At 61.3% G+C, this 15,935-nt stretch carries 15 protein-coding genes and 1 tRNA gene; 3 read left to right on the top strand and 13 right to left on the bottom strand.

Going from position 1 to position 15,935, the window contains the following annotated elements; translation table 11 throughout:
* Positions 1–156: 156 nt before the first annotated feature.
* Positions 157–636, top strand: a complete 480-nt coding sequence (locus UIB01_RS22955; RefSeq protein WP_080695116.1) for a very short patch repair endonuclease — start codon at positions 157–159, stop codon at positions 634–636.
* A 38-nt stretch (positions 637–674) separates the two neighbouring features.
* Here UIB01_RS22955 and UIB01_RS20045 read toward each other — a convergent pair whose 3' ends face one another.
* The 5 genes from UIB01_RS20045 to UIB01_RS20025 form a co-directional block, all read right to left on the bottom strand.
* A complete protein-coding gene (locus UIB01_RS20045) occupies positions 675–1,466 on the bottom strand; it encodes a site-specific integrase (RefSeq protein WP_230585266.1) in 792 nt (263 codons plus the stop codon).
* An 881-nt stretch (positions 1,467–2,347) separates the two neighbouring features.
* Complete coding sequence (locus tag UIB01_RS20040) at positions 2,348–2,692, bottom strand: hypothetical protein (protein WP_050572642.1); 345 nt, start codon at positions 2,690–2,692, stop codon at positions 2,348–2,350.
* A gap of 36 nt (positions 2,693–2,728) precedes the next feature.
* Positions 2,729–3,058: a DUF6957 family protein gene (locus UIB01_RS20035; RefSeq protein WP_226342867.1), complete on the bottom strand. Its 330-nt coding sequence runs from the start codon at positions 3,056–3,058 to the stop codon at positions 2,729–2,731.
* Between the two features lie 69 nt (positions 3,059–3,127).
* Entirely contained in the window at positions 3,128–3,853 is a 726-nt protein-coding gene (locus tag UIB01_RS20030; RefSeq protein ID WP_003464201.1) for a phage antirepressor N-terminal domain-containing protein, read from the bottom strand.
* Positions 3,854–3,857: 4 nt separating this feature from the next.
* Positions 3,858–4,343 carry a hypothetical protein gene (locus UIB01_RS20025; protein ID WP_003464199.1) on the bottom strand — a complete coding sequence of 162 codons (486 nt, stop codon included), beginning with the start codon at positions 4,341–4,343 and terminating at the stop codon, positions 3,858–3,860.
* Positions 4,344–4,439: 96 nt separating this feature from the next.
* Here UIB01_RS20025 and UIB01_RS20020 point away from each other — a divergent pair, with 96 nt between their 5' ends.
* Positions 4,440–4,694, top strand: a complete 255-nt coding sequence (locus UIB01_RS20020; protein WP_003464196.1) for a helix-turn-helix domain-containing protein — start codon at positions 4,440–4,442, stop codon at positions 4,692–4,694.
* On the opposite strand, the gene UIB01_RS20015 is transcribed toward UIB01_RS20020, so the two are convergent.
* The 5 genes from UIB01_RS20015 to UIB01_RS19995 all read right to left on the bottom strand — a co-directional run bounded on the left by UIB01_RS20015 (position 4,691) and on the right by UIB01_RS19995 (position 8,875).
* Positions 4,691–4,996: a hypothetical protein gene (locus tag UIB01_RS20015; protein WP_038664426.1), complete on the bottom strand. Its 306-nt coding sequence runs from the start codon at positions 4,994–4,996 to the stop codon at positions 4,691–4,693. The two genes, UIB01_RS20020 and UIB01_RS20015, sit on opposite strands and share 4 nt — an antisense overlap.
* A 491-nt stretch (positions 4,997–5,487) precedes the next feature.
* A tRNA-Thr gene (locus tag UIB01_RS20010) sits at positions 5,488–5,563 on the bottom strand.
* A 70-nt stretch (positions 5,564–5,633) separates the two neighbouring features.
* Complete coding sequence (locus UIB01_RS20005) at positions 5,634–6,866, bottom strand: methyltransferase (RefSeq protein ID WP_038664419.1); 1,233 nt, start codon at positions 6,864–6,866, stop codon at positions 5,634–5,636.
* Positions 6,867–6,960: 94 nt separating this feature from the next.
* On the bottom strand, positions 6,961–8,337 hold the full coding sequence (locus UIB01_RS20000; RefSeq protein WP_038664416.1) for a TRAP transporter large permease: 1,377 nt from the start codon (positions 8,335–8,337) through the stop codon (positions 6,961–6,963).
* A complete protein-coding gene (locus UIB01_RS19995; RefSeq protein ID WP_038664413.1) occupies positions 8,330–8,875 on the bottom strand; it encodes a TRAP transporter small permease subunit in 546 nt (181 codons plus the stop codon). The genes UIB01_RS20000 and UIB01_RS19995 overlap by 8 nt, the downstream gene beginning before the upstream one ends.
* Before the next feature lie 291 nt (positions 8,876–9,166).
* On the opposite strand from UIB01_RS19995, the gene UIB01_RS19990 reads away from it, so the two are divergent.
* Positions 9,167–10,273: a TRAP transporter substrate-binding protein gene (locus tag UIB01_RS19990; RefSeq protein ID WP_038664410.1), complete on the top strand. Its 1,107-nt coding sequence runs from the start codon at positions 9,167–9,169 to the stop codon at positions 10,271–10,273.
* Between the two features lie 94 nt (positions 10,274–10,367).
* On the opposite strand, the gene UIB01_RS19985 is transcribed toward UIB01_RS19990, so the two are convergent.
* From UIB01_RS19985 to UIB01_RS19975, 3 genes are all read right to left on the bottom strand, one after another.
* Positions 10,368–10,793, bottom strand: coding sequence for an OsmC family protein (locus tag UIB01_RS19985; protein ID WP_038664407.1), 426 nt, complete (start codon positions 10,791–10,793; stop codon positions 10,368–10,370).
* A 40-nt stretch (positions 10,794–10,833) separates the two neighbouring features.
* Positions 10,834–11,142 (bottom strand): DUF2388 domain-containing protein, encoded by a 309-nt coding sequence (locus UIB01_RS19980; protein WP_038664404.1) that lies wholly within the window; start codon positions 11,140–11,142, stop codon positions 10,834–10,836.
* 66 nt (positions 11,143–11,208) lie between these two features.
* A complete protein-coding gene (locus UIB01_RS19975; RefSeq protein WP_038664401.1) occupies positions 11,209–15,906 on the bottom strand; it encodes a PAS domain S-box protein in 4,698 nt (1,565 codons plus the stop codon).
* Positions 15,907–15,935: the final 29 nt, after the last annotated feature.

Raw genomic sequence — 15,935 nt, 5'->3', positions numbered from 1 at the left:
ACAACTATGTCGAACCGTCTACCGTCCCCGAATGAAGTGAATCCCTCACCCAGGCCACCCGGCCCCGCGAAGAGGTCCACCACCTGAATGGCGTGGTCGAGCTCACCTGTAGGGTCTGTGGGCGTACTATCGAAAAGATTCTTTTGGCCTTGAGTCATGGACATAGTCAGTAAGGAAGTCAGGTCTCGCATGATGGCGGGCATTCGGGGCAGCAACACGTCACCAGAAATGAAGGTCCGACGCCTGCTGCATCGGCATGGTTTCAGGTATCGCCTGCACCAGAAGGATCTTCCTGGAAAGCCTGATTTGGTGCTTTCTCGCTATCGTGTCTGCATTTTTGTTCACGGTTGCTTTTGGCACAGACACCCCGGATGTCGCTACGCTACTAGCCCCAAGACCCGGTTGGACTTCTGGCAGAGAAAATTTGACCAGAACGTCGCCCGAGATACCAGGAACAAGGCTGTGTTACTGGCATCGGGGTGGCGGGTGATACAGCTGTGGGAATGTGGGTGGTGCCCATCCACGGTGGTGGTCACAAGGTGCCACAGCCATACTTCCCCGGCCCCAGAGTGCTTGGCCGCAATAGCTCATTCAATAGCCCCGAGCATGTCTGGAGATTTTTCATGCGAGCTATAGATCCCTGCGACTAGGGGCCACTCACAGCAGTCACGTGGCTACGACTGCGGAGCAGGTAGGATCTTGCCTGCTTGCCGTTGCTTCATCTCCGTATACCAATGGCCCCGGGTTGCGGCGGGAAATTCGATTGCTCCCAGAATGCGCCCCTGACCATATCGAGGTGGCTTCTGCGGCTGGCGAATGCTCGCCAAGACGGCGCTCTCTGCGGGGCGTACATGTGATTTCATGCCTGCGCCCAGTCGGCCATCACCGTACACGCTGATCGACGAGATGGACTGGTGCCCCATGATGTAAGCCATGCTTTCTGGGCTTTCTCCGGATGCTTTCAGAATTGATCCCATCTGGTGCCGGAAGCTTTTCAGCGTTGGCTGCTTTTTCCTCTTGGGCCAGAGGCGTCGGCACTCCTTGCGCAGGCAGTCTCTGATGGCGGTATTAGTGCGTGGGCACCCGGCCATCCACTGCGCGGCCCATTCCACCAACTTCAGCGTTCTTGGTTTGTCGATTACCAAGGTGCGGTCAGCGCCACGGTGCAGTTCAGCCGATTTCTTGCCTCCAATGATGTGCACGTGGTTGCCGGAGATAGTGATCGTGCGCATCTCGCATGGGCGTACACCGAGGCAATAAGCGAGCACCAGTGATGCGGCTTCGTCGAGATTGCCGCCTGCGCGCAGGTGCTGGTGCAGCAATTTAAAGTCTTCGAAGGGGACTTTCCGAATCTGCCCCGGCTTGGGCTTTTTCACTATCTGACTGCCTGGTGCCGTGACCGGGTTGACCAGCGCTCTGATGGTGTTTGCTGCCTCGATGTTTCGCCGGGCAAGCTGGTCATTCATTAGGGTGTTCTTGAGGGTGCTGAACGCATTCGGTCGATAGTCCGGTGCACAGGCAAGCAAAGCTGCGCAGATCTGCGCCGAAGATGGATCGTCCTCACCGCAGTGAGACCGATAAAAGTTTTGTGCCCGGGTTTGGTACCGCTGCAAGGTCGTAGGTTGCATCGCTGTCATCTCTCTTCTTGTTGTTTTGATGACAAAGCTAAGCCGCTTCGCGAACGGCGTTGTGTCAGCTCGAACTCCACTGAAACACTCCGCAGCCGCTCCGTTTTTCTCGTTACGTCCGAACTGCCTCAACGCCCCCTTACTCGCGGCGCGAGTAAGGGTTGCGCGCTCTCACTCACGCGACCCGCTTCATCTAAATTCAGCGTGCGCCGTGAGCAAAAGCGCGCGCAAGCGTTTTGTCATCAAAATCGAAGAGCAGCCAGCGCCATGGCGCTGAAAGGACGAGCCGGGGTAGCGCGAAGCGGTGCGTGGCTGGCGTGTCGAAATGGGGCATTCAAAAATGCTAGCCACGCAGTGGCGATTTGGTTATGAAAAAAAGTCGCCGAAGTCAGTGTTTTCAAGGGTTGTAGCGATAATATAACCAAAAAAAGGAGTGCCAGTTTTGGCACGCTGAGCGCCATAACTGGCCAGCTCGGTGTCGGTTTGGGCCACTTTCAGCGCCGTATTGGGCACTCAAACTGCCGCTAGCGGCACGACCCCGAGTGTCGCAAAGTCATGGTGCGACATACACGGTGTATCGTTGCGACATGGCCAGCGTGTCGCAGCGTATCTGTGCGACAGTCCACGTGTGTCGCATAGGGGTTCCGCGACACTCACTGAGTGTCGCAGTGCCTCCTGCGATACGCAGGTCATGTCGCATCGGCTATCCCATCGCACTGCTAGTGCAGCTGCCATGGCTCTGGATACTCCATAGTTAGCATTCGATGCAGATAGTCATCCAGCGATTGCGCACCTTTTAAAATGTTGAAGCTGAGGATTACGTAGAAGCTGCCACTTAGCGTGTGCAGCACCCAAAACGGCCCCTCTCGCTCAGCCTGAACGATGGCTGATGTATGAATGTAGGCACCGTCACTGAAACGATCAGCTCTCACATGCCGGTAAGTGATCCCGTAGCCGCTTGATCCGCGAATATAGGCATCAGTCAGGTATCCGGTGACGGGTCTGCTGAAAGGAAGGTCTTCGACCTGCTCCAGCAGCTTCTGCAAGACTGGGTGTGTATACATGGCTATGTCGACAGATCAGTAAATGTGTTGGCTCGATCAGAAAATGCTCGCAACGGCGTCTGCGCTGACCTGGATGCGCGTGCCTGGTCCTAGAAGCAAGTAGGCTGTATTGAGCGTTCTGAAATGGAACTCCTCGTGATGGTGCAGAAGCGACGTTCGGACGAAGTCTCCGACATCCCACCGTCTTTCACTGTCGAAGATAACCGTGTGTGCATAGACCAGAGCAGGTTGTCGTCGGGTCTTTGCCAGTTGTAGGCGCTGGCTTTCAGTGACATCCAGATCAAGCCACCGCCAGTTCCGCACCAAGCAATAGCCGCCATAAACAAAATGCTGCCGTGCATAGGCCATGGCCTCAGTGTCGTTCATGCCACTGCCGCTCATCGGCTCGCCTGCTGAATACAGCAAGTCCGCCATTTCCCTAAGTGTGGCCATGGTCTAAGGCTGTTCGTGCTGAGCGCTGCTATGGTGGTGCTCCTCAAGCTCAATGCTGCACAACAGGGCCGCAAAGTCCGAGTCGAGCAGATGAATGCGCTGAGGGCGGGCATCCACGATGGATTTGATGATCGCGTCGACCCGTTGTGAAACAGGCATCTGGCTTGGCGATTTCGAGCGGTCATGCTGATAAATGATCGTGCTGAGCGAAGCGACGGCTCCACGCAACTGGTGCTCCTGCGCTTCAGCAATTTCAAAACCGTTTTTCGCACTGAATTGGTCGGAGAGCTCTTTGAGCACGGCTTTGCGGTTTCCTGGCTCAGCCTGTTGCGCTCGCCAGTTCAGAATCCGCTTCAGCACCGCAGGTGCTGCCGTTGCAGTTGGCGGTGTCGGCCCTGCCAGCGGTGTGGGCTCACCAAAGAAATGTGCGCGCAACTGATCGAGTCGCATGCGGGCGCCGGGGGAAACCTTGCGCGAGCTAAGGCTTTTCAGCCAGAACTCGAATTCCGACTGCGGCAGGCACAGCATTCGTTTCAGCAGTGGTTCCCCAGGCAGGGCAACGTCATGCTCGGTCGGGCTGTAGCGAGGGGGCTGCAGTTTGGCGGCTTGAGCATGCCAGTTAAGACCCATAGCTTCGCAAATGGGGCGTATCGGCCAGTAACGCTCATTGTCGCTGCTGATCAGACTTGGAATCGACAGTCCCTGGATTTTGATTTTGGTGGCGCGCATCGGATTACTGTCCTCCCGGAGCTGCATGGTTGGGGGAAGTGGCCGGTGGGTGTTGATGCTGTCTGCTGAGGATCTTGTGCATTGTTTGCGTGGCTTCATCAGAGTCCATCCACTTCAGCCATGTCTCGTAGACGTGGGGTTTGGTCTGTTGCAGCCTGGAAATCTTGTTGGCGCTAGCTTCAATGGTTCGGCAAGCATCTCGGAATTGCACGGCATCTGTTCTGCTATCTGAATCCAACTGGTCAAGAATCAGATCGATGAAGTCAGCAGATAGCTGCATTGGTAAGTAGTACAGCGGTGATCCTGAGTCGGGATCCTCTTTAATTAAGAGCTCGTTTTCCCAGATCGAAGCTGCAGCTTTAGCCAGGGTGGTGGGTGCGCTGAACGCGCAGAGCAGTGAGCCAAGTTCGATCTTGGTTTGCTGTGTTTTCTTGTCGATCAAAAACAGGATTTCCGAATTGCTCGATGGTGTCTTGGTGAGGGTATCCATGAATGGCTCCGTGAACCTTTATCCAGATAATCTGTAAATCAGATATCTGTAGATTAGATATACCCTTGCCGGATTGTCAAGCGTGAGGTGTACCCGTTGGAAAAGTCGGTGTATCGGGATGAGAACCTGGTGCTGCTCAGACTGCTAAAGCAGTGTCGAGTGGAAGCTGGTTTGACCCAGGCGCAATTCGCCCAAGCGCTGGAGCGCCCACAGTCGTTTGCTAGCGATATCGAGCGCGGCTTGCGCCGGATTGATCTCGTCCAACTGCGGGATATCTGCCACGCGCTGAACATCGGCCTCGTCGAATTCGTGCAGCGCTTCGAGACCGAGTTAGCGCGTAAGGACGCTTAAGGCTGGAGCAGATTTTCTGCTTTGCTGCGTTCGCATGCTGCCGCGTACAGCGCAGCCGCATCGGAGCACAGCAGCCGTAGTGCCATGATGCAGTCCAGAAGCAAATGGTTTTCCAAGGTGTTCAAGTCACTTGCACTGGAGAGTGCGTGGAGCATGCCGACTGCGGCGTTTTGGCGAAGCTGGGCTTCATCATGCAGTTGGCCGGAGGTGACGTCAGTGCGAACAGTGAACAGGCCATTAAACGCGTCGAGGGCTTGGGGCACTGAGTCGGTGGTGCCCGAAGGGATGTTGGTCTGCGGCATAGGGTGACCTCTAGAGTTTTAGAGAGGCCACCACCTTTCGCTTCCACACGAAGGGTGGCGGCTGCATGCGGGTGTGGAAGACCGAGACTCTAGGAACTCGGCGCGCCGAAGCGCCCCGCATGCAGCCACCATGACACAAGAATCCTCTGGCGCTGTGTTCCTGAAGCCAGGTCTGTCGACCCGCCCAATCACCCTATGCTGCCCGCAGAGGCCCTGCAAGGTGGCACTTTACGGGATATCGGCGAAAAAGGCTCTGACCATGAGTAGCCTTCAAGATGCTGGTAATGCCTAGATTTTGATGGCGGGGGATGTGATGCGGAGGGCGTCATCGGTGATGGCGGATGAAATAGCCCGATGAGCGGTCGTAAGACTGGTGCAGATTTTTTCTAACCGAGTGGTGGTGTGGTGGCAAATCCCTACCCCAATCCTACCCCAAGCCGAATTTCAGGCACAAAAAAGGGCTACGCTTTCACGTAACCCTTTGATTTGTATGGTGCCGGCACCAGGAGTCGAACCCGGGACCTACTGATTACAAGTCAGTTGCTCTACCAGCTGAGCTATACCGGCAAGTGAGGGTCGCCATTATATCCATTGCGCGCGGCGAGTAAACCGTTTGGTTACGGTGACTTGCAGTCGCTTATTCAGGCCGCTTCACATTCTGTGCGGGCGCGTCGAGTTCGGCGAGCAACAGCAGGTTCCTGGGGGTCAGTTGGCTGGGACAGAAGGTGCCCAAGCGAACGCGGTAGCCTTGTTCTTCCAGCAGCAGTGCACGGTCGAGCAGCAGCCAGAGTTCGAGCGGGCGGCGGAACAGGCCGCGTACCAGTTCCAGGTTGCGAACTTCGGCCAGGCGCTGCCAGCCGGCGCGTTCCAGCGCCTCCCAGTTCTCTTCGCCAGGTGCCGGTAGCTGCTTGAGCATGGCGAGGTCGCGGCAATAGTCTGCGAAGTCTTTCTTCAGCCAGGCACTTGGTAGCGACGGTGTCGGTAGGTAGTCATCCTGCTGGCGCAAGCGGCGTTGCAAGGTATCGAAGCCCAGGCGCCAGGCCATGGATTGATCACGGTTGCGCCGTTCGCGGGCGCCGGCGGTGACCGTTTCGCTCAGTGGCAACCCAAGATCATCGCGGCTGAGCTGCAACGATGACGCCCTCGCCGCCTGCGACAGCGGGGTGTAACGCTCATTGGACGTGCGGTTGTAGCAGCAGGGCGCAACGGCGAGCTGGCGGCATTGTTTGGCGATGGCCAGCTGCAGCAGCCGGACATGCAGGTCGCCGCAGGCATGCAGGGCGACAGGCGTGTGGAAGGCGTGCAGCTGCTCCGCAGCGCTTGCGGCCAGCACGTCCTGGCAGCGATGACTTGCCGCGATGCCGAGGCGCTGGCTGAGTTGCGCGCCTGCTTCGACCAGAGCCTCGTCCCATTCCAGGCAAGTCAGCGCGGCTCCGTCGCGGGCCAGATGCCGCCCGAGGTGCCCTTTGCCCGCGCACCAGTCCAACCAGTGAAGCGGCTTTTCGCGGAACCGCAGGCGCGCGCCGAATGCCTGGATCTGCAGTGATTTGCGCCCTGGTATGTCGAGATTCTGGCGATGTTCAACAGCCGGCAGCTCGCTTGCGGGCAGTTCATCGATCTGGCCCAGCTCGCAGGCAAACGCAGCCAGGTGCGGGAAAGGCTCCGGTGCGGCGAGTTCGCCTGGCTGGTTGTGCGCGGTTTCGGCGTCGGCCAGTGAGCGGGCACGGAGCCAGGCGGCGAGTTCGGGGTAGTCGGCTTCCCAGGGCAGTGTTCGGCAGACGAACGGGCGCGGCCGCCACAGCGACTGATGCTCGGTGAGGAAACGGTCCAGCGCATGAAAGCGCTCGTGCATGCTGGGGGCAGTTGACATCGACGGGACAGGCGTTCGGCGGGGAGCCGATTGTAGCGGTACGGTACGGCTGAAAGCACAACGCCCGTCGTGGACGGGCGTTGCTGGGCGGGTATTACTTGCCGTAGACCTGCTCAGGCAGCCAGGTGACGATTCCCGGCCACATATAGGCCACCACCAGCATACCGATCTGGATCGCGATGAACGGCAGCACGCCTTTGTACATCACGCTGGTGGGTACGCTGCGGGGTGTAACGCCGCGCAGGTAGAACAGCGAGAAGCCGAATGGCGGGGTGAGGAACGACGTCTGCAGGTTGATGGCGAACATTACGCCGAGCCAAACCGGGTCCAGGCCCATGGCGAGCAGGATCGGGCCGACGATGGGCACCACCACGAAGATGATCTCGATGAAGTCGAGGATGAAGCCAAGCAGGAAGATGACCAGCATCACCACCAGGAAGGCGCCGAGCACACCACCAGGCAGCGAGTGCAGCGCGTCTTCGATCAGCGCTTCACCGCCAAAGCCGCGGAACACCAGCGAGAACAGCGACGCACCAATGAGGATGAGGAACACCATCGAGGTGATTTCGGTGGTGCCGAAGGCCACCTGCTTGAGCTGGCTGAAGTTCAGCTGGCCCTTGGCGATCGACAGCAAGGTGGCGCCGAGGGCTCCGATCGCGGCAGCCTCGGTCGGGGTGGCATAGCCAGCCAGAATCGAGCCGAGGACCGCGGTGATCAGTGCCAGCGGTGGCAGCAGCGCACCGATCAGCTTGCCCCATTCGATCGGGCCCAGCTCTTCCTGCGGCAGGGCGGGCAGTTTCTTCGGCTGGAAGATCGCCACGGCGATGAGGTAGAGAATGTACATGCCGACCAGCACGAGGCCCGGAATCAGCGCGCCGACGAACAGGTCACCGACCGAAACGGTCTTCGGCGAGAAGATGCCCATCTTCAGCTGCGCCTGCTGGAAGGCGCTGGACATCACGTCGCCGAGCAGAACCAGGATGATCGATGGCGGGATGATCTGGCCGAGGGTGCCGGTGGCGGCGAGGGTGCCGGTGGCAATGGCCGGGTCGTAGCCGCGACGCAGCATGGTCGGCAGCGCCAGCAGGCCCATGGTGACCACGGTGGCGCCGACGATGCCGGTGCTGGCCGCGAGCAGCGCGCCGACCACGCAGACCGAGATCGCCAGGCCGCCACGCATGGTGCCGAACAGGCGCGACATCGATTCCAGCAGGTCTTCGGCGACGCGGGATTTCTCCAGCATCACGCCCATGAAGACGAACAGCGGCACCGCCAGCATCGTCTGGTTGTTCATGATGCCGAAGATGCGGTTTGGCAGCGCGTGAAGGTAGCCCACGTCGAAGGAGCCCGTGACCACGCCGATGCCGGCGAACAGCAGCGCCATACCGCCGAGCGTGAAGGCGACCGGGTAACCCGACATGAGGGCAAAGCAGATGCTGATGAACAGCAGGATGGCCATGAACTCAGCCATGCTTCACCTCCGCTTCCGGCAGGCGGCCGGCAATGCGATAGCCCGCCTTGATCAGGTCGGAAACGGCCTGCAGGGCGAGGCTGGCAACCAGCAGCAGGATGATGCTTTTCTGCAGGTAGACGAACTTCAGCCCGCCGGACTCATTCGAGCCCTCCAGCGTCGACCAGGAGTTGCTGACGTAATCCCAGCTGTTCCAGCCGAGGAACAGACACACTGGTAGGAGGAACAGCAAGTGGCCCATCCCGTCGACCGTCGCCTGCCGACGGCTGCTGAACTTCTGATAGAAGATGTCGACGCGAACATGGCCGTTGCGCTGCAGGGTCCAGGCGGCAGCGCCCATGAACACCAGCGCATGGCCGTACATCACCGCTTCCTGCAGGGCGATGGCGCCGATGCCGAAACCGTAGCGCAGCACCACCACGATGGCGGTGCCGATGACAAGAAACAGGGTGATCCAGGCGCATAACTGGCCGAGGCGCATGTTGCACGCATCGATGAGGCCGGCCACGCGCAGCAGGGGCGAGGGGCTGTGGGACATTTGTAGTCCTTCTTAGGAGACGCAAGGTTGGCGGAAGCGGCGATTCTTGCAGCAGTGACGCTTCGCAGCAATCGGCCTACGACTTTTAGCTTATACGCTAGGCTTGAGACGCCGGAGGCTCTAATGTTAGTTGAGCCCGGAATGGCGTCTGCATTTCCGGCGCAGATTTCGCCGCATGCGCCCCGCGGCCAACATGGTCAGAGGGCGCGCACGGAATGGCAGCGTAAGCGGTCCGGCAGACAGCGTGGCCTTGCCGTTGCGCAATAAGAATAAATAACAAGGAGTAACTACATGAAACGTCGTGACATTCTTACCGCCGCCGGCGTGGGCCTGGCGGCTACCGCTCTGGCCGGCTGCAATGACAAGAGCGACAAGCCGGTCGCTGGCGAAAGCAAGCAGGCCAGCGAACAGCAAACATTCAACTGGAAGATGGTCACCTCCTGGCCGAAGAACTTCCCTGGCGTGGGTGTCGGTGCCGAGCGTTTCGCCAATCTGGTCAACGAGATGAGCGGTGGCCGGCTGAAGGTCAAGGTCTACGCCGCGGGTGAGCTGGTCCCGGCGCTGGAAGTATTCGATGCGGTATCGCGTGGCACGGCGGAAATGGGCCACGGAGCGCCTTACTACTGGAAAGGCAAGGTACCGGCCGCACAGTTCTTCTGCGCCCTGCCGTTCGGCCCGAATGCGCAGGAAATGAATGCCTGGCTGCATCGTGGCGGCGGTATGCAGCTGTGGGAAGAGGTCTACAAGCCCTACGGTGTACTGCCGATGGCCTGTGGCGCCACTGGCGTGCAGACCGCGGGCTGGTTCAACAAGGAAATCAACTCGGTCGATGACTTCAAGGGCCTGAAGATGCGCACCCCGGGCCTGGGCGGCGAAGTGCTGACCAAGATGGGCGGGACCGTGGTGAACATGCCGGCCGGCGAGATCTTCACTGCCCTGCAGACCGGCGCGATCGACGCCACCGAGTGGATCGGGCCGTACAACGATCTGGCGCTGGGCCTGCACAAAGCCTCCAAGTACTACTACACCCCGGGCTGGCAGGAGCCAAACGTCACCTTCGAACTGGACGTGAATCTCAAAGCGTGGGAAACCCTGCCGGATGATCTGAAAGCCATCGTTCGTGCTGCCGCGCGTGACGTGAATGGCGACATGCTCGACGACTACAACGCCAAGAACATGGAGGCGCTGGAGCAGCTGCGTGAGCAGGGCGTTGAAGTGCGTCGTCTGCCAGACGAAGTGCTGGCCCGCCTGAAGGAAGTCGCCGCCGAAGTGGTCGATGCTTCCGCCAAGGCCGATCCGGTCGCTTCCAAGGTATGGGAGCAACAGAGTGCCTATCTCAAGCGGTTGTATGAGTATGCCGAGTTGAACGAGAAGGACATCTACAACATCCGCGGCTGATTTCCGCTGGATGCATAAACGCCACCCCGGCAACGGTGTGGCGTTTTTTTTTTGCGTCAGCCGAGTCGGTCGGGCGTCTGGCCTACCGGGCCGATCAGCCTTCCAGCGTGGCGTTTAGGCTGATGCGCGCGTTAAGCACTTTCGACACCGGGCAGCCTTCCTTCGCCTGCTTGGCGATCTGCTGGAACTGCGCGTCGTCCGCACCGGGGATGCGCGCCTTGAGCGTGAGATCGATCGCGGTGATGCTGAAGCCTTCGCCGTCCTTGTCGAGGGTGACCTCGGCGCGGGTGTCAATGCGCTCGGCGGTAAGCCCGGCCTGGCCGAGCATCATGGACAGCGCCATGGAGAAGCAGCCGGCATGGGCTGCTCCGATCAGTTCTTCCGGGTTGGTTCCGGGTGCGCCTTCGAAGCGGGTGTTGAAGCCGTAGGGGTTGTCCTTCAATGCACCGCTTTCGGTGCTGATGGTGCCCTTGCCGTCTTTCAGGCCGCCTTGCCAGGCGGCGGAAGCGCTCTTCTTCATGAACTGCCCTCGCGTAAGTCGGTGATGGTTGGGCGTGCGCTCAGCGCGACTGTTCGCTCGCCAGAATTGCGCTAGCAAGCTCCATGTCGGAGGCCTGCAGGTCGGGCTGCTCGCTACGCAATTGCTTGAGCATGGCCTCCAGGTACGGACCGCGGATCTCGCCGTTGCTGGCGACGAAGCTGCCCGCGTCCTCACGTGCCGGAATCACCAGCTTGTCGTCCTTGAAGGTCAGGTAGGTCGAGGCGGTGGTCGCCCCGGAGGAAAGGATGTCACGTACCAGGCCATCGGCCACGGCGCTGCCAAGTGGCGCTAGGGCTAGGGTGAAAGCTGCAATAAGTGTCTTGCGCATGAGCGGAAACCTCCTTGCTATCGTCCTTCTGAGAGTGCGATGTGCGAAGGAGAGTTCCGGGCGCGGCTAGTCGCGCCCGTCGATCAGGCGCCGGATGCGCGCAGCGAGGATGTCGATGCTGAATGGCTTGGCCAGGATATCCATGCCTGGGCCAAGAAAATCGTTGCGCATCTCTTCGTCCGGCACGTAACCGGTAATGAATAGCACCTTCAGCTCGGGCCGATGCTCCCGCGCGCTTTCCACCAACTGCCGGCCGTTGAGGCCAGGCAGGCCGAAGTCGCTGACCAGTAGATCGAGGCGCTGATCGCCGTGCAGGTAAGGCAGTGCGCTACTGGCATCGCAGGCCTCCAGAACCTGATAGCCGAGCTCATGCAGTACCTCCACCACCAGCATGCGCACTGCTGCTTCGTCTTCCACGACCAGTACGATCTCGCCGTTCGTTGCGCTGGGCGCGTCGAGCTGTTGTTTCGTGGCCGGCTCAACATCGCCCTCGTTCTGGTTGCGCGGGAGGTAGAGGGTCACTCGGGTGCCTTCGCCCAGCTTGCTGTCGATGCGCACGTGGCCCCCGGTCTGCTTGGCGAAGCCGTAGACCATCGACAGGCCAAGGCCGGTGCCCTGGCCAATCGGTTTGGTGGTGAAGAATGGATCGAACGCTTTGGCGATGGTCTGTGCCGACATGCCCGCACCGTTGTCGGCGACGCAGAGCACCACGTAGTCGCCCGGTTCCGGGGTGTCTGGATGATGCTGCTCGATGCGCAGGTTCTCAGTATGGACGCCGAGTTTGCCCCCGTCAGGCATGGCATCGCGGGCGTTGATGACCAGATTGAGCAGGGCATTTTCCAGCTGATGGCCGTCGGTATAGGCGAGCCAGGCGTCGGCCTGCAGCTCGACTTCCAGCTGGATGTGTTCGCCCATGGTGCGGCGCAGCATGTCCTCCATCGACACCACCAACAGGTTCACATCGACGGGCTTCGGGTCCAGTGACTGCCGGCGGGCGAACGCCAGCAGGCGATGCGTCAGCGCCGCGGCGCGATTGGCCGAGGTGGTGGCGGCGTCGATGTAGCGATCCAGCTCACCGGTGCTGCCGCTGGCGACGCGCCGCTGGATGAGGTCGAGCGCGCCGAGCACACCGGTCAGCATGTTGTTGAAGTCGTGCGCCAGACCGCCGGTGAGTTGACCAATGGCTTCCATCTTCTGCGCGTGGCGCAGAGCGTCCTCGGCTCGCTCGCGCTCGGCCATTTCGATGTGCAGGCGGCTGTTGATCGCCGCCAGTTCGCGTGTGCGTTCCGCCACGCGGCGTTCGAGGCTGTCATTCAGCTCGCGCAGCGCCTCCTCGGCGGCGACCTGGGCGGTAACGTCGGTATTGGTGCCGAACCAGTGGGTGACCTGGCCGAAATCGTCGCGAATGGGCAGCGCGCGCGAGAGGAACCAGCGGTACTTGCCGTCCTTGCCACGCAGTGGAAAGGTCTCCTCCCAGATCGAGCCGATGGCGAAGGCGCGCTTCATCGAGGCACTGACCCGTTCGTGGTGATCGGGGTGGTTCACGGCGCGCCAGCCCAGGGCGCGCATGGCCTCGCCGGTGGTGCCGGTGTAGTCGTACCAGCGCTTGTTGTACCAGTAGATGCGCCCGGTGGGGTCGGCCATCCAGGCGAACTGGCTCATGTTGTCGGCCAGGGTGCGGAACTGCTCTTCGCTCTCGCGCAGCGCCCGTTCCGCGCGCATGCGCTCGTCGGCCGTCCAGGCGCGGTCGGCGACTTCGCGGATGAAGGAGACGTCGTCATCGAACCAGCTGCGCGGCTGATCTTCGAGCAGCATGAACACAGCGGAAATGCGGCCCTGCTCGAACAGCGGCACGCAGACGAGGCTGCGGATCTGGCTTTCGGCGAAGTTCTCGGCGTGGCTGGCGGTGCGCGCGTCGTGCAGCACGTCTTCGATTACTACCAGCTCGTTTTCCTGCAGATCGTAGAAGAAGTCGCCATAGTCGGCGAAATGGACCATCTCGTTGCTGCTGTCGGAGCTGCCGTCGCTCCAGTAGCGCTCGATGGTGGCGCTCTGGCTGGATGCATCGACGCTGGCGAACAGCACGCGTGATACGCCGATCGTGCGGCCGATCACGCTGACAGCCGCATGGGCGATGGTCTGGCTGTCGTGCTGCTCGCGCAACAGGTCGCCCAGTTCAACCAGTGCCGTCTGGCGCTGCTCGGCCTGTTGGCGATCCTTGATCTGCGCTTCGAGCATCTCGTTCATGCGCAGCATGCGTTCGGCTGCGTTGCGCTCGGCAGTGATGTTGCGTGCGGTGCCGAGGATGCGCAGCTCCCCGCTGGGGTCGAGCAGCCGGCGGCCCCGATTGGCCAGCCAGACGAATTCGCCGATGCGGGTATCGAAGATCCGGTAGTCCAGCTGAAACTCGCCGTCGCCTTTGCCGGCCAGGGTGTCGCCTAGCGCCTTGAGCAGCTTGCCGCGATCGTCGGGATGCACCCGTGCGAGGATTTCATGCACATCCAGCCCTGGCTGATCCGGCGTTATGCCGGCCATGGCCTTGAGCTGGGCGTCCCAGTGCAGGGAATGTTGGCTGTCGCGGTACTCCCAGACGCCGATCGAGGCGATTTCGTTGGCCAGGCTGATGCGCTGTTCGGCGTCGCGCAGCGCCTTGTTCGCCCGAATGCGGTCGGCGGCGCCGCGCAGGCGTTCCTGTACTTCGCGGGCCAGGGTGACGTCGTCCAGGCTCCAGGGTTGCGCATGGCTGCGGACAAAGATGAGCAGCGCGGGTCGGTTGCTGGACTCAACGCCTGGCAGCTCGCTGATCAGCAGCGTCGCACCAGCCAGGCTGTGGCGCAGGGGTTGCTCGGCGTCGAGCACGACGATGTGTTCGTGCGGTAGCCGGGCGACGAGCTCCATGCCGTCGGCCCCCATGGGGTGACGGCCGAGGCGACTCGCGGCGTTCGCTGCCAGCCACTCCTGTTGCACGATCAGCTCGCCGTCCTCGACACGACCCCAGGCGATGCAGTCGCAACGGGTCAGCTGCGCCAGTCGCGCATCGAGCACGCAGCAGAGGTCGACACGCTCGCTATCGGCCTGCAGGCAATCGCTCAGCTCCAGCAGGAATGCCTGCAGTGCCTGATGCTGAGTGCGCTCGCTGATATCGCTGAAGGTGCAGATCGCGCCCTGCAGCTCGCCGTCGCGGTAAATCGGCGCCACGCGGTACTCCACCGGCAGGCTGCTGCCGTCGACGCGGAAGAACAGCTCCTGCTCCACATGCCGTGGCTCGCCTGTGATCGCCGTATGCTGGATCGGGCATTCCTGCACCGGATAGGGGCTGCCATCCGGACGGCTGTGGTGGATCACCTCATGCAGGTGCTTGCCGAGCACCTCTTCGCGGCTGGCGAAGCCGAGGATGTTGAGAAAGGCGTCGTTGCACAGGGTGACGGCGCCGTTGCGGTCGATCGAGTAGAAGCCCTCGTTGGCCGAATCGAGTAGCAGACGGGTAAAGGCCTCGCTTTCCAGACGCTGCATTTCCGAACGCCGGCGGCTGTCGACGTCCTGCGCCACGCAAATCCAATGCAGCAGGTCGCCGTCTGCATCGTAGATGGGCGCAGCGTTGGCCTGGAACCAGCGCAGGTTGCCATCGACATCTCGTAGCGGCAGTTCCAGCCGGTACGGCAGCTCCCGGCGGATGGCCTGCCGCCATTGTTCGGCAAGTGCCTCGCGCTCGCTGGCCGTGACCGCCGCAAGCCAGCCTTCACCGCGTGACTGTTGCTCGTCGAGACCGGTGAACTCGCACCAATAGCTGTTGCAGAAGTTCAGCTGACCCTGTGCATCGCACTGCCAGACCACCTGTGGGCTGAGATCGACCAGGGTGCGGTAGCGCTCTTCGGTCTCGCGGGCGGCAGCCTGTTGCAGGCGGCTCTCGGTCAGGTCGCGCAGAATCTTTACGAAACCCCGCGGCTGGCCGTCGGCCAGCAACGGAGTGAGGAGGCCGCTGGCCCAGAAGCGTGAGCCGTCCTTGCGCTGATGCCAGCGTTCATCGACGGCTCTGCCCTGCTCGAGCGCGCTGCGCATTTCCTGTTGATCGGCGTTCTGCGCGCGATCTTCAATGGTGAAGATCAGCCTGGCATGCTGCCCGATGGCTTCGTCGGCGGGCCAGCCGAACAGCAACTGTGCGCCGCTGTTCCAGCTGGTGATGTAGCCGTTCAGATCGGTCGCGAGGATGGCGTAATCCTGTGCGCTGTCGATGATCTGCCTGCTGCGCTCCTCCTCGGCGCGGAGCCGGCGTAGCTCCAGCAACGCCATGATCTGCCGCGCGACGGCCTGCAGCTGCGCAGCTTGTTGCGCTGTCAGCTCGCGCGGTTGGTGGTCGCAGACGCACAGGGTGCCCAGCGGCAGTCCGCCGCCGTCACGCAAGATTGCGGCGGCATAGAAGCCGGCAACTTCCCCGTCGACTAAACGCGGCAGCTCCCGCGGGGCGGCGGGGCCGTTTGCGTAGTACACCGCCAGCGGTCCGGCTTGCTGAATGACCGCGGCGCACAGCGCATGTTCGCGAGCAACCGGTTGTTGAGGCAGGCAGATGGCGGCCATGCAGCGCTGATAGTGCGCGTCGATGAAGTGGATGGCTGCTGCCGGACAGGCACACAGCTGCGCAGCCATGGCGGCGAGCTCGGCGAAGTCCGCGTCGGAAGGAGCGTCCAGCGCGGGGTAACGAGCCAGTGCAGCCAGCCGTTCAGCTTCGTTCCAGGTCGCTGCGGGGGCGCTGTAATCGGCGTTCAAAATGTCCTGCTCGGCTGTCCATGGCCTGA

Source organism: Stutzerimonas decontaminans, from assembly GCF_000661915.1.
Taxonomy (GTDB): domain Bacteria; phylum Pseudomonadota; class Gammaproteobacteria; order Pseudomonadales; family Pseudomonadaceae; genus Stutzerimonas; species Stutzerimonas decontaminans.
This window is presented reverse-complemented; position numbering and strand designations above follow the sequence as displayed.